At 39.5% G+C, this 13,538-nt stretch carries 12 protein-coding genes, 1 tRNA gene and 1 pseudogene; 2 read left to right on the plus strand and 12 right to left on the minus strand.

Going from position 1 to position 13,538, the window contains the following annotated elements; all coding sequences use genetic code 11:
• Positions 1-32: 32 nt before the first annotated feature.
• Positions 33-1,904, minus strand: coding sequence for a heavy metal translocating P-type ATPase (locus AB3217_RS06995; RefSeq protein ID WP_367366128.1), 1,872 nt, complete (start codon positions 1,902-1,904; stop codon positions 33-35).
• Between the two features lie 172 nt (positions 1,905-2,076).
• On the opposite strand from AB3217_RS06995, the gene AB3217_RS07000 reads away from it, so the two are divergent.
• Positions 2,077-2,150 (plus strand) — tRNA-Arg (locus tag AB3217_RS07000).
• Positions 2,151-2,708: 558 nt separating this feature from the next.
• Here the strand turns inward: AB3217_RS07000 and AB3217_RS07005 are convergent.
• Genes AB3217_RS07005 through AB3217_RS07020 form a run of 4 tightly spaced genes read right to left on the minus strand, consistent with a single transcriptional unit; the run spans position 2,709 to position 4,652 of the window.
• Positions 2,709-2,858 (minus strand): hypothetical protein, encoded by a 150-nt coding sequence (locus AB3217_RS07005; protein ID WP_367365852.1) that lies wholly within the window; start codon positions 2,856-2,858, stop codon positions 2,709-2,711.
• A 22-nt stretch (positions 2,859-2,880) separates the two neighbouring features.
• On the minus strand, positions 2,881-4,182 hold the full coding sequence (locus tag AB3217_RS07010) for a LysM peptidoglycan-binding domain-containing protein (protein WP_367365853.1): 1,302 nt from the start codon (positions 4,180-4,182) through the stop codon (positions 2,881-2,883).
• Positions 4,179-4,388, minus strand: coding sequence for a phage holin (locus tag AB3217_RS07015; protein WP_250800166.1), 210 nt, complete (start codon positions 4,386-4,388; stop codon positions 4,179-4,181). The genes AB3217_RS07010 and AB3217_RS07015 overlap by 4 nt, the downstream gene beginning before the upstream one ends.
• 6 nt (positions 4,389-4,394) lie before the next feature.
• On the minus strand, positions 4,395-4,652 hold the full coding sequence (locus AB3217_RS07020) for a hemolysin XhlA family protein (protein WP_367365854.1): 258 nt from the start codon (positions 4,650-4,652) through the stop codon (positions 4,395-4,397).
• Between the two features lie 104 nt (positions 4,653-4,756).
• On the opposite strand from AB3217_RS07020, the gene AB3217_RS07025 reads away from it, so the two are divergent.
• Positions 4,757-5,713: a DUF6625 family protein gene (locus tag AB3217_RS07025; protein ID WP_367365855.1), complete on the plus strand. Its 957-nt coding sequence runs from the start codon at positions 4,757-4,759 to the stop codon at positions 5,711-5,713.
• 295 nt (positions 5,714-6,008) lie between these two features.
• Here the strand turns inward: AB3217_RS07025 and AB3217_RS07030 are convergent.
• The 7 genes and pseudogenes from AB3217_RS07030 to AB3217_RS07060 form a co-directional block, all read right to left on the minus strand.
• Positions 6,009-6,227 (minus strand): annotated as a pseudogene (locus AB3217_RS07030) (phage holin); the annotation flags it as partial.
• A complete protein-coding gene (locus tag AB3217_RS07035) occupies positions 6,217-6,522 on the minus strand; it encodes a hypothetical protein (RefSeq protein ID WP_367365856.1) in 306 nt (101 codons plus the stop codon). The pseudogene AB3217_RS07030 and the gene AB3217_RS07035, both read right to left, overlap by 11 nt.
• A gap of 44 nt (positions 6,523-6,566) precedes the next feature.
• A complete protein-coding gene (locus AB3217_RS07040; RefSeq protein ID WP_367365857.1) occupies positions 6,567-8,492 on the minus strand; it encodes a glycosyl hydrolase family 28-related protein in 1,926 nt (641 codons plus the stop codon).
• The gene (locus tag AB3217_RS07045) at positions 8,492-10,018 is read right to left on the minus strand and encodes a phage tail protein (RefSeq protein WP_367365858.1); all 1,527 of its coding nucleotides are present in this window, start codon (positions 10,016-10,018) and stop codon (positions 8,492-8,494) included. The genes AB3217_RS07040 and AB3217_RS07045 overlap by 1 nt, the downstream gene beginning before the upstream one ends.
• Positions 10,018-10,746: a phage tail protein gene (locus AB3217_RS07050; RefSeq protein ID WP_367365859.1), complete on the minus strand. Its 729-nt coding sequence runs from the start codon at positions 10,744-10,746 to the stop codon at positions 10,018-10,020. The genes AB3217_RS07045 and AB3217_RS07050 overlap by 1 nt, the downstream gene beginning before the upstream one ends.
• Complete coding sequence (locus tag AB3217_RS07055) at positions 10,730-13,165, minus strand: phage tail protein (RefSeq protein ID WP_367365860.1); 2,436 nt, start codon at positions 13,163-13,165, stop codon at positions 10,730-10,732. The genes AB3217_RS07050 and AB3217_RS07055 overlap by 17 nt, the downstream gene beginning before the upstream one ends.
• Positions 13,165-13,533 (minus strand): DUF5361 domain-containing protein, encoded by a 369-nt coding sequence (locus AB3217_RS07060; protein ID WP_367365861.1) that lies wholly within the window; start codon positions 13,531-13,533, stop codon positions 13,165-13,167. The genes AB3217_RS07055 and AB3217_RS07060 overlap by 1 nt, the downstream gene beginning before the upstream one ends.
• Positions 13,534-13,538 lie beyond the last annotated feature (5 nt).

A 13,538-nucleotide genomic window follows, 5' to 3' on the forward strand; every position in this document is an offset into this window, starting at 1 on the left:
TGATCATCGTCAAGTTTTGAAAAGTTTTTTATTTATTTTGCACCAGCTGCGTGATAACGAATTAAACGCATCGCATTGAAAATAACGACCAAGATACTTGCTTCATGAACAAACATCCCACTTGCCATGTAGATATAACCAAAGATTAATCCAATCAGTAGGAAGACTACTGTGCCAATCGCAATGATAATATTTTGACGTGTGTTAGCAACGGTCTTTTTGGCCAAGCCATACGCATGAACTAATTCATGAAAACTAGATTGCATTAACACAATATCGGAAGTTTCAATAGCCACATCAGTTCCACCACCCATTGCAATACCGATATCAGCAGTAGCAATCGATGGGCTATCGTTAATCCCATCACCAACAAATGCTACCTTATGACCTTGGTCTTTAAGTTGTTTAACAAACGTGACCTTGTTTTCAGGTAAGAGATTGGCATGAATCTCATCGATACCAAGTTCTTGGGCAACGTGATTAGCCGTAATTTTATTATCACCAGTTAACATCACTAGTTTTTTAATTCCGAGTTGTTTCAAAGCGGCCAGATTTTCTTTGACATTATCACGAATAACATCAGAAACCCCAATAATTTGTTGAATCTTATGATCTACAGCGACAATGACAGTTGAACTTCCAGTTGCTTGCAAATTCTTCAAATCATTTTCTTCTGCTTCGGTCAATTGAATTTGATTAGCAGTCATCAATTTTTGATTACCAACCAGAATTTGATGTTGGTCGATTTGAGCCTCAATTCCTTGGCCTTTAATGGTATTATTCGTCGTTACCTGTAAATTCTGAAACGCAACTTTTTGTTGAGTGGCATAAGTTGTGATTGCTTTGCCTAAAGGATGATCAGATTGACTTTCCAATTTTGCAGCAAATGCTAATACCTGATTTTGATCATCCGCATAGTTTTTAAGATCAGAAACTTCTGTATTACCTTTGGTTAAAGTCCCAGTTTTGTCAAACACCAACGTATCAATCTTGGCAAAGGTATCCACCACTTCGCCACCTTTGATCAAGACACCATTTTTGGCACCATTACCAATTCCGGCTACGTTTGAAACTGGTGCACCGATTACCAAAGCACCAGGGCAACCAAGCACCAGAACCGTGATCGCTAATCGAAAGTCACGCGAGATGAATCCAACTAAGATCGCTAAAATAAGTACTGCTGGTGTGTAATACTTCGCAAACTGATCAATAAACTTTTCAGCATGTGATTTTGTATCTTGAGCATCTTCAACTAATTCCACAATTTTGGCAAAAGTTGTATCATCCCCGACTTTAGTTGCCTTAATCTTCAAGGTTCCGTTATCTAAGATCGTGCCTGAGAAAACGCCGTCGCCGACCTGTTTAGTCACTAGTTTAGATTCACCCGTAACACTTGCTTCATTTAAGTATCCAGAACCCTCTACAACATCACCATCAATTGGGACTTGACCACCCGTTTTAACAAGCACGATGTCGCCCTCATCTACGTCATCCACATCAGTTTCAACGATTGAACCATCGTCTTGAACGACTTCAGCAGTGGTTGGTGCCATTTCAGTTAGCGTTTTAATTGATTCACGCGTTTTTGCCAACGTTTTCGCTTCTAGAAAACTCCCAAATAAGAATAGGAAAGTGACAATTGCTGACTCATTGAACTCCTGAATGACAAAGGCACCAATGACCGCGATGCTAACTAATAATTCGATTCCAATTACGCGTACTTTTAAAGCTTCGACTGCTCGAATAATAATCGGTGTGGCTGCAATGATTGAAGCTAACACAAAAGCGACCGTATATAGCATTTGCGATCCTACTGCCTCACCCAGAAAACCAATCGCGATTAATGCCGCTGACGTCCACGTAATCGTATTAACATTTTTTTGAATAACCTGCTCAAATTTCATCATATTTCTTAACCCCTCGCCTTTATTTGATAAGTCTAATATAGTCGAAAATAGCACTATTGAAATTGACTGGGGTCAAGTTTTGCAAAATTCATCAATTTTTGGCTAATTTTTTTATCTGAAGCTGACTTGATTATCCCTAATATCTATGGGAAAATACGAAAGGAACCTTGTCCTCGTGGCTCAACTGGATAGAGCAATCGCCTCCTAAGCGATAGGTTGCGAGTTCGACTCTCGCCGGGGACATAAAAAGGAATTTTGGGTGTTTTTATAAAATGCGCGTCACCCTTGTTATAGCGGCTTCTTTCTTACAGCGGCAACGAAAGAGACGGCATTTGTTTTTTTTAACGGTTCAAATAAAAGCAGGTAAAATCAAGTGAAATTAAAAGTTGGCACACATTTGACACACATTTTAAACTCTTGAAAACGTTGATGCGAGTGTCCAAATACAATAATAAAAAACCTAGACGGAAAATATAATACATATAATGGGAAGACCTTTTGTTATTTTTTTGCAAAATGCCTTCCTTTTTATTAGATTCAAAAACCATATTTTCTCGCGTAAATAATGCTGTTCTTAATTCTATAACTACTGTAACTAAACTAATAATGTCTGTTATGTTCTCTAATAAATTCTCCAAAATAATTTTTCCACCCCATTTCTTCTTACAAAATCTTTATAGTACGTAAATTTTGAAATGGTAAAAGCTTATTCAAATATTTTTGGACAAAACAAAAAAGCCCCACCACCAATTAAGGCAGTGAGGCAAAACACTGGTTATTACACATAATGCAATAGCCACTTTATTTTAATTTTTTGATGAAATCTTTGCGCGTACTCATCCAGATACCAGACTTGAGCTTGATTGACCACATGCCATTTTTGCGCTTTTTAAGTTGGTTAACTGTGTAAACGCCCTTTGCTACGTTGGTAATCTTGTGATGTAGATCCAAATCACGGTACCCGAACATGGTTCTACTTAACTCGCAACCGTTGATTGACGTAAATATAATTTGCGTTGGCTAATCCGTTCAACCGCACAATGTTATTTGTGCTTGTACCATAACGATAAGCAATTGAGCTCACTGTATCACCGTATTTGACTGTGTGGTAAGTAGCCGACACTGAACCGCTGACTTTTAACTTCTGACCAACATAGATATAGTTAGCGTTCGAAATACCGTTCAACGATTGAAGTTTGCTAACAGTCGTGCCGTAACGGCTTGCGATAGCTGATAATGTATCACCACTGCGGACTGTGTAAGTTGACGTTGATGAACTACCACTGCTAACTGATAAAATCTCAACATCAGACGTCTTGATCCAAGATAAAATACCGGCTAATAATACTTTACCTTTGGCAACTTGTTGGACTTTATACGTCTTGCCACGGACCCAACTTGGCATGCCAACGCCATTAGCCCACTTGGTTGCTTTTAGATTAACCTTAACAGTATTACCAACTTTAATGTCTTTCTTGGCAGTATCATTAGCGTTTTGACCGTCATTAATGGCTGGTGTATCAGTGTCAGGTTCAAAAGTAACTTTGCCTTCATCGTCTTGATGACTACCCTTGTAACCATTCTCGGTGATTCCTAACAAGTCAACATTACCGTCTAAACCGCCAGCGATATATTCAGCCGTAAACTGCCAAATGGCCACACCGTTCATTGATGGGAAATATTGGAATGGCGCAGAACTAACAACGCCGCTGATTGGATAACCAGCAATCCAAAGGCTGTTCGGAAACGCCTTGAGTATTCTTGATACATCCGCATTGGCTTGCAAGAACGCCTTGCTTGAATACAGCATTGGCGTGTACCCCGCTTGCTTGATTCGTTGCATGCCATAGATGATCGCGTCAGTATTGGCCGTCGCGTTCCAACTGGCACCGGATTCAAAATCTAAAGCAACGATTGAATTCTTCGGCGTTTGAACTTGCGGTAAGAATTTATCCAGTGCTGCTTTAGACACGCTAAGATTTCCGCTCACTTGATACCAAATATAGGTGTGGGCAAATTTACCAGCAGCGATTGCACTAGCCACTTGGGTTCGATAAGTCGATTGCGTGACGTATGAGCCGTTGTAAGTTCCGCCTACTTGGCTAATAACGAACTTGTCTTTCTGATAGCCAAACTTACCGTTATTACCTTGGTACTTCGACCAATCAACGCCGTACGTTCGAGTAGCAGCTGATGATGTGGCCACCGGCACGGAAATTGATGCAAATAAAATAGCCACCCCAAAGGCGACTACTAGTTTATTTAATTTTTTCATTTTAAATCTCCCTTCGTTGTATCGTAAACAACACCAATTAAGCCTAAGATTGTAAGCACCGTATTAACAATACCTTGTACTTGGCTAGCTAAATCGTTGCTGAATTCAATCCCGAAAACTTTGGCCACTTGCTGAACTAACACAATGACTAGAGCTGTCAGCGAAGTCCACAGCACTTTTGAATGCCAATCTACTTTTTTAATCATTAATTGTTACCCTCCCATGAATTTCTGGAATAAAAAAAGACCTATTGGAATCAAGATGGCTGTAATAGCTGTCCGTTGAGTCCATTTAGATCTATCATTTAAGTCTTCAATATCTTTTTGGTTTTCTTTCGCAATGCTATAAGCCTTTTCAGCTTTGGTTGCAGTCGAATCTAAATGCCTAGTGTTCGTTTCGACGCGTACTAGGCGCTCACGAATGTCAATGAGCATTTCTGTCACGTTTAAATCTTCTTTCTCGTTGCTCAAATCATGCTATTCCTCCTTTGAATAAATTAAAATGTAAAATACACTATAAAATAAAAAAACTTCAATGGTATAATGAGTGTAAATTTTTAAAATAGGAGTTACTTATGAATAAAATTACACTTATTTCACCTTATTTTGGAAAACAATTTCCATCTACTTTTCCTGCATTACTAGATTCAATGAAACATAATCCAAAAGTGACATTTATCATTCCTACCAATATAGAGACTGACTCAATTGAATCAAGCGAAAACATAGTATTTGTTAAGACAGATTTGTGTAGCCTTAACGAAAACATTGATTCGATTTTAGGATATCATGCCGCAATACAATCTGCATATAAACTAGTTGATTTCAAACCGATGTATGGTGAACTATTCTCGCATTATATTAAAGATTCTACCTGGTGGGGATATTTTGATTCTGATATTATTTTTGGCGATATCTCGCACTTTCTAACAGACAACTTTTTAGAAAACTATGATCGCATATATACTCATGGTCATCTTACTTTATTTAGAAACAATACATGCATGAACACCTTATGGAATAGAAATTTTAATTTACCAGAAGTCCCATCCTTTAAAGAAGTAGCTACAAATAAAGCAGTATTTGCATTTGATGAATGGGGTTGGGGAAAAAATAAAGGCCGTGGTCTATCATATGCGTTAAAGCATGAGAATAACATTCGGCAGTATGACGATAATAAATGGTTTGCTGATCTTGTCAAAGACGAATTCGCATTTACCACAACTTCTGGAAGAGTTATTGATTATTTTACATACAATAAAGGAAAACTAGTTGGCTTTTGTACAGATAATACAAACTCAAGCTATCTTTATGTTCATTTTCAAAAAAGAACAATTATTAATGAGAATTGTTCTTTTGATAAGCCAGTCTATATAACTCCAAATCTCTTATCAAATAAAAAAGGGTCTAATAATGACGAGCTTAAACGTTGGAAAGCTGATCAAAAGGCTCGAAAAATCAAACAGATAAAATCTAATCTCAACTTTTCATACTTAAAAAGACGCTTAAGGTTTATAGGTACGGAACGCTAATAGACTATAGATTATTAAAACAATTATACAAAATTGCTCATGCGTTCAGTAATTAGAACATATTTATTAACAGCAGGAAGAAATGCCCACTGCGTCATTAGCCCATTCCCAAATTCGATAGAATTAGGAATATCCTTTGGAAAGATAAACTGAGCTGGGTCGAATCCGCCAAATGTAAACACACCGTCAATTGATCGTATAAATATAGTTATAATTGTATTATGATTTTTGGGATTTAATATACTAATCTTATTTGTAAGATTTCCTTTACCTACCACGTCGATAAAAGTGTACCATCCGAAACGCCGGCAGTGGTTGGATCTGTAACAACGCCCATGATTGCTAATACTGCAAATACTGCATTAATAATCCCAGTTAGCTGCACTCCCAAATCAGCAAAATTCCATTTATAACCGAATGGTGTAGCTACTGCTTGTAAAAGCAATAAAATAGCCGGCACAATGGCCAGCCAGAATTTCTTACTTAGTAAACGTACTTTCCAATTAATTTTCATGTTTAAAAACTTCCTTCTCTACATTTTTTAATCGCACACTGTGACGGTCTAAGCGTCGGTCATGATCATCAAGGCGATTTTCAAACCCGACATGTTTTATCTCAGACGCCTCAGTTAGCTTGCCGATGGATTGTGCTGTTTGACGCAACTCATACTTTAACGGCTGAATTAAAGTTGTTTCGGCATAGCCTATCAGCCAATGTGCCAAGACGCCTAAACCGCCCAAAACTGCACCAATAATCGTAACGATTCCCACCCAGTCGCCAATGGTGAACCCAAAATATAAATGTGGCATTTACTCACTTCCTTTAGCGCAAAATAAAAAGAACAACCTATTTACTACCCATATCTAGTTATTTTCCAGCTCACTAGTACATATTTCTTTATTGCAATCAGATACTTCCAGTGCGTCATCAGCCCATTCCCCCAGGTTAACGATGTCGGTAAATCGCTAGGTATAACAAACTGTGCACTATCGAATGAAGCTGGTGTGATTGTTCCTGTTGTTGGTCGTATGAGGATTGTTAGATCAGCATCATGTCTTTCTGGATTTTTAATTTTGATATTTGAATAGGTAGTATCTGGAAATTGCGCAATGTCAACGAAGCGGTGCATGCCAGGCTCGATACCATCCAACGAAGGGGTTGTTTGTGTGCCTCTGTCAATAGAATTAGTCCTTTTAATTTCAAAAAAATTGATGCCCTGACACTTCAAAGTAACACTATTGCCGTTACCTTGCACTGCCCCCTCTTGCAAATGTATTGTTTCACTGTTATCAATAGTTGTGTAGTTATCCCACAACATGATTGTATAGTTTTCGCCACTCACCGCATTTTTAAAGTCTGTAATAGTTGTATAGTCAACATTACTTGTTCTGAATTCGCGCCCAAATCCAATTGATGGCGTTTCGGTCGTATCTAAGATCTGCAGATTGCCGTATTCACCCAATTTCTGTCCAGAAACGCCAGAGACTGTCATACCAATATTGGTATGTGTACTGTCCTCACTAGCCTCTCCAACCGTTTGCAAACTAATACCATTGATGACAAGGTTCTTACTGTTTAATAATCTCACCCTGCCGCCACCTTCGCTATAATTTGTAACAACAGTGTTTGTAACCGGATATGTTGTATATTTCCCGCTACCAGTATCACCAACTTTATCCCCTACCGAGAATCCATAAGTGCAATCAATATTTGAACAGCCAATAAATTGATTACCGTCGCATGGTACTACACTCGGATCATCAGCGAAGTAATTGCGACGATATTGTGCAAATCCAACACCTGAATCGACCGCTCGACAACTAACAACTTTATTGTTAATAGCAGCGCCAATCTTGTTTGCTCCTTGAATATTGTCAGAAATAATGCCAAATCCCCAGAAACCAATGTTCTTGGCAAGACATCTATCAAACGTTGTACGTGTTGCTTTGCTTATGAAGGCATGAATACTATCATGCGCTTCACAGTCCTTAACTACAGTACCTTCAACCACACCATCGTATGATTCAATCAGAAAACCATGCGCTTTAGCGATTGTTAAACAATCTTGTATTGTGATGCCCGTCAATGTGCCACGAACGTCGAATCCATTCGTAAATCCAGTTGCCACTACGACACCAATTGAGCTCACACTGGAGTTCGACGAGCCTGTCACAAAAAAGATTCCTCCGCCACGGATGACAGTGCCTCGAACTAAGTCTCCATCTGAATAAGTTGGCTTTACACCGACGATATTTATTTTCTTATTAATCACGATATTATTAGAGATCTTATAGTTGCCAGCTGGGAAGAACAGCGTATCACCATCATTTGCGTCAGCAATCAGTGAAGTGATTGCTGCTAAATTATCCGTTGAGCCGTCGCCTTTTACGCCAAAAGCTTTAACGTTCATAGATCTATCATCAACGCCAGCTTGTAGACGTTGATTCAAAGTTGGATAGGCGTTAGCACCAACGGGACGTCTAGCGTCAACAACTTCGCTAGGCTCAACTTTGCCTTCGATCTGATCTTGATATCGTTGTTGCAAATCGTTAGCGGATTGCTTTGCACGACTAGCTTCTGATTTGGCTTCCAACGCTACGACGCTGGTGATCTCTTCAGCTTGGGCCATTGCGGCGCGTGTTTGGCCGCCAAATTCTTTATTCAAAACTGCATTTGTACGAATCAGAACGCGTGAGTCGACATCGTTTCGATCATAATCATCTGAAAAATTATTTGGTGTTGGATCATTATATTCTGCTTTCTGAATTCCCTCTGCCATTACTCTAATCCTCCTGTTTCTGGTTGTTCTAATATTTCAATTCGTCGTAATAAATCTTCATTGGTTGCAGTTTGTGCTTCATTAGTTTTCGTCTGTGCGGTGTTAATTGCGAGCTGGTCAGTCTTGAACGTCTGCAAGTCAACGACTGATGTGCCAATTTCGCCGATGTTCACGCCCAGCGCGTCGAGTTGATTCTTGATTGTCGTAATGTCAGTCTTGACGCTCGCAATACCCGCATTGTTAAAGTCCGTCTCTAGCTTAGCAACAGTTTCTTTCATCGCGTTTGCGGTGTTGATAGCTTCTTGAGATTGCTGACTGACTTTAATATTTTCAGCAGCTAACTGGTCCATCTTCACCTGGGTTTGCTGAAACTTCTGCTCTTGTTGCTTGCGTAAAGTTAGCTCGTACTGTTCTTGGCTTAGCAGCTTGTCACCAATCGACAATGTCGAATTACCAGGACTACAAATATCAATCGACTGACCAACAATTCTTAGATCTTCGTTGATCGCCTGTAACGGATTAATGACGCGGTGATAATTACCGCAATCAAAATCATCAACATCTTTATGAATCATGCTCAGGTCAACTGCAGTAATTTGAAACTGTTCTTTGATTTCCTTTTGACTATCAAGTGTCTGCTGACCTTTTGATTTCAGAATTGACGCGGTCTTCACATCGTCCCAGGTCTCTACATGAACGACGCGACCAATTTTGTCGATTAACTTTTGCGAGTACAAAAAAGGACTGCCATTATTGACAGTCTCAATCGTTAATCGCGGTTGTGATATTTCAGAATTGGTTTCTGCTTCGCCAGTTGATTCGGCACGAGCGCCCAACGGTTTGATGATCGAATACATCGCACTAGGATCAATCGTTCGTTTTAGTGAAACTAGGTTGCTGGTTAAACGAATATCTTGATTGCTCCTACTACCGATTACCGGCATGTAATCAAGATATAAGCCGTCAGTTTCATGACGTAATCTAATCTCACCGCCGTACTTATCAATTAGTTTCTCCTGAATCGTTTCATACGTGGTCTTGGCATCATCAATCGACTTGTAGACATTGTCTGACGGACTCGTGACGGTGACAACGCCAAGCTTGATTTTCTTGTAGTCGTCAACCTGCTTGTTGTGCACGTCAATCATGTGCTGCAGGAATGCACGTAAGTCGTTATTTGATAAGGCGTAGTAGTCCTGAACAGAATCGTGCAAAAATGCTAATATTCCCTCACAAGTAACTTCTTTATCGAAAATTCCGCTGCTCTCCATGGAGTCCGTAGTTGGTAGTACGCGACCTTCAAAAAGCACCTTGTTTAGCTTGGTATTAGTGACTTTAATAAACGTTGTCAGCCCGGTTAAGCTATTGTAATACGGCGACTTCGGACTAATACTAAACTGGAATGAATCAATCGAATCTACATCTTTGGTGATTTTACCAGTCAGCAACTTTGTGTCATTGTTAAATTCAGAGTTAATTGTGTGTTCATCGCCGTTAAAACCTTGTCTTACTGTGACACGATACATTAAATCAACTCCTTATGCCAAACGAATGATAACTTGCCTGTGCCAGCAACTGTTAGCTGAGTCTCGCCAGTCATCAGCATAAAGTCCGGACTATCATACGTGCCAGCTCCAAGCGTGAACTGCTGTCCGTTCATTGTAATCGTAAATGGAGCAGTGGAAATTAGCTGCGGTGCAACTGAATTAGAGCCAACATTGAACAGCGTGATCGTCCGACTACCATTGATTTCATAATCAGTATGCTGTGCAATATCCAACTCAAAATTGAAGTCGTCCCAAATGTCGTTACCTTCTGCTAGTTCAGCAATTCTAAATGGATAGCAAGTGAATTCAACTTTTAGCTTGCCGTATGATCTGAATTCTTCCCAATCTGGTTCTTTCTGAACTTCGGCAAGGTAGTAATAGTTGCTCATGATATCGTCGACGAGTTTAACTTTGTGCCCTGGGTTCATTAGCCAATTGACTGTTTTCGTCCACATCGTATAGAGGCGGTCTTTGCTCCAGTCCTCGGCATCACGAACAATGAAGGTCATTTCATAAGTTCGTTCTTCGTATTGTTGATTACCATAAATTTCTGACAGATCAATAACATGATTGCTGTACGGCAACTCTTGAATAATCTTCTTCTTTGTAGGCATACCAACATCCTTGTCAGCAACGTCTAATCCAAAATCATTTGACCGCTGACCATCAAAAACAATGCCATAAGCGTATTTAGATTTGCTTGCCAATTGCTAACCCCCTACTACTCATTTGACTGCGGAATGCCTTTGTAGTTGATCCGTATTCTTCGTACTTCTTTGAAAAAGAAGAACCATCAACAACAGTACGTTTGTCGGCAATTACTTGAAGTAATTCTAAAACTTTAGCGTTATTATCTTGCAACGTTTCAGCTTGTTCTGGGCTGTGCGTGTACACCGCTTGACTTGGTTTCATCATTCTTGATAGGTTGTTACCTGATAAAACCTGTGGTTGGTCAAAAGCAACATCAGGTTTCATTGATAAATCTAACTGACTGGCCATTCCAGAAACAGTTGACTTAACATCTTTAAAGCTGTCAATCAATCCGCTGTTAAGCCCGCTCATAATTGCATTACCAGCAGGAATCAACAACTTTTTATCATAGCTGATTGGACCTTTGTGCTTTTTGATCCATGAAGCAATGCCACCGACGAAGTCTTTAACGCCACGCCACGCTCTCTTTAAGCCACCAAGGAATCCGTCCATTATTGCTTGACCAGCACCGCTTAAACTAATATTCTTCAAACTATTGAACGTGCTCTTAATACCGCTAATCACACCCTTGATAGTTGAACCGGCGCTAGAAACAGCACTACGAATTCCGCTAAATGCGCTTGAAATAGCACTATGAACTGAACTACCGGCACTTCCTAAACTGCTAAATACTGCCTTAACACCGTTAATTACGCCTTTAATAACACCGCCAGCTGCTGATATTACTGACTTAATACCATTCCAAGCACCGCTTAGCACTCCTTTTAATGATCCACCGGCAGAACCTAAAGCACTAAACACGGCTTTAATACCGCCTATTGCGCCTTTAATTACACTGCCAGCTACTGTAACTGCTGACTTAATGTTGCTCCAGGCGCTTGATAAGATACTGCGCAAACTATTGCCAGCTCCACCTAAGCTTGTAAATGCTCCAATAACAGTACCAACCCAGCGCGCTACTGTACTTAGTGCCGGAGCGCATGCTTGAAAAACACTTACTAGGAACGAAACAACTGGAGTCAACGCTGTAATAACAATTCTCACAACGTTAAATGCCGCGGTTACTCCCATCAAAATCCCTTTAAAAACGCCGCCTAAAAATGCTCCAATCACCTGAAAAGCCGGCATTAATGCGCCAGCTAGAACTGAAATCAAAGGTTGCGCAGCATTCCAAAGTGCAACGAATGAGTTTACAACACTTGTAATTGCCGGTTCGACAATACTCATCATCGTACTAAATCCAGCTGTAATGGCCGGAACAATAGCAGATAGCATTGATTGAATCCCACTAAAATCTAACTTCGTAAACGCAATGGCAATCGTATCAATAATTGGAATAATCGAATTAACTATAGTAGTAAATAATTGTGGTAACTGACTAAAAGCCGTTTGAAATCCTGTAATTATTGGTTGTATTGTAGTCATCATTTTAGAACCAATTCCAGACATTCCTGTATCTAAACCGATACCCAGCTTAATAGCCGCATCAGTTCCAACCGAAGAAAATTTTGAAGCTATTCCACCAATAATTGTTCCAATTGCTGTTGGCAATCTCGTAATGATTCTAGTTACCATTGGAATAAAATTATTAAGCAGAAAATTAGAAGTAGTGTCAACTAAAGCGTTTAGTGATGGCATCAATTGATCACCAAAGGATAAATTAGCCAAAACATTTTTAAAAGATGCTTTCATTGAATCAAACGATCCACTGAAAGTAGTGGCCGCTTCTTTAGCCGTAGTACCAGTAATGCTCAATTTTCCTTGGATAGCGTGAATAGCATTGTAAACGTCAGACAAATTACTAATATCATATTTCTTACCAGTCAACTTAGTGGCATCTTTAAGGAGTCTTTCCATTTCTGTTTTTGTACCACCATAACCTAACTTCAAGTTATCCAACATGGTATAATTCTGTTTAGCAAAGCCTTGATAAGCATTCTGAATATCGCCCATGTTACTACCAAATTTGTTTGCATTATCAGACATATCAATCATTGCCATGTTAGCCACATCAGCTGCTTTGCCGGTATTACCACCTAGTGACTGCAACAAACTAGCTGAGAAACTAGTTACATTTTCCATATAGTCATTAGCAGACATACCGGCCGTTCTATACGCCTGACTAGCATACTGCTTAACCTTGCCGGCAGACTTTTTAAAAATTGTCTCAACACCACCAACAGATTGTTCCAATGCCGCACCTTCTGTTAATGATGACGAAATAACTTTTCCGACAGCTGCACCAATTGCAACAGCTCCCGCCATCAGACTAGCTTTCAACCCTAGAGACATCTTAGATCCAGCACTTTCACCAGCTGATGATGCTTCAGGATCTAATTGGCCTTTGATTGAGCCTCCAATCCCTTTAGCAGATGGAATAATTTGAACATACGCTTTACCTAATTCTGTAGCCATTAATTATGTCCTCCTTTCTTCAAAAGTCGGTTTCTTTCCTTTTCAAAATCCTCACCTGAATTAAATACGATTTCTTTCTTTTCTTTAGGTTCTTCAAATAGTGATGACCAAAGAACTGGCCTATTTCGACCTTTTTGGGCATCCTTGGTTTTAGACCAAAGAAGTAACTTCAAATTGTCTGCAACAGACATCAAAAGTATCTGATTTAAATCAAATTTCTGATTTCTCATCTTCATTTTGATTCTCGAATCATCTTTCAAACCTAAGGAAAAAACAGCTACCTTGGTTAAAGGTAACTGTTTTAAGTCGTATATTTGATATGTTTCTGCTAAGTCACACATAAGTGCATCCTTATCAATTTTTATCATGTAGG

Origin of the sequence: Pediococcus parvulus, from assembly GCF_964063155.1 — a bacterium.
In the GTDB taxonomy this organism is placed as follows: domain Bacteria; phylum Bacillota; class Bacilli; order Lactobacillales; family Lactobacillaceae; genus Pediococcus; species Pediococcus parvulus.